This is a genomic window from Pseudomonas sp. LJDD11 (assembly GCF_024584215.1).
Classification (GTDB): domain Bacteria; phylum Pseudomonadota; class Gammaproteobacteria; order Pseudomonadales; family Pseudomonadaceae; genus Aquipseudomonas.
This window is the reverse complement of sequence record NZ_JANJFL010000090.1, coordinates 1-662: the sequence shown is the minus strand read 5'-3', so window position 1 is coordinate 662 and position 662 is coordinate 1. Positions and strand designations below refer to the sequence as shown.

At 51.8% G+C, this 662-nt stretch carries 1 protein-coding gene; it reads left to right on the top strand.

Going from position 1 to position 662, the window contains the following annotated elements; translation table 11 throughout:
• Nucleotides 1-662 (top strand): ATP-dependent endonuclease (locus NRB16_RS28895; protein ID WP_257107567.1); only part of this gene is annotated, 662 nt, incomplete at both ends.

The window sequence follows — 662 nt, the reverse complement described above, 5'->3', positions numbered from 1 at the left end:
AAGTCGTTCAAGAGCTCACTGATCAGATCAGCGAATCGCTGTCCTCCAACGTATCCATCAAGGCCTTCAGTGAAATCCTGAGCAGCACTTGGAAGGGCCTTCATCGTGGCACCTTCTTTTCTGATCCGAAGCTGACCTTCATCACGTCGGAAATCGAGTCTCTGCTTCGTCACATGTCGGTGTCTTTCACTCCTGGGCATGACGATCACCTGGTGGATTTCTCGCGGCTGTCCGATGGTCAGAAATCGATGCTGTATCTCTCAGTGGTTTTGTCATCTCATGCGATAGGTCGTGCAGTGTTGAAAGGGGAGTCGACGGCATTCGATGTACAGCGGCTCAAGCCACCATCGTTCACCCTGATCGCAATCGAAGAACCTGAGAACAGTCTCTCACCCCACTATCTGGGGAGAATCGTCAATGCTTTGAATAGCTCGATTGGCGGATCAGACTCTCAAGCGCTGATTGCTACCCATGCGCCCTCCATGTTGCGTCGTGTAGAACCTGAGCATATTCGGTATCTACGACTCAATGAAAAACGTGTCACCAAGGTATCGACGATCCAGTTGCCCGAGACTGACGGGGACGCTAGGAAGTTCGTCAGGGAAGCCGTCCAGGCGTTTCCTGAGATCTATTTCTCTCGCTTAGTTGGTCTAGGGGAAGGT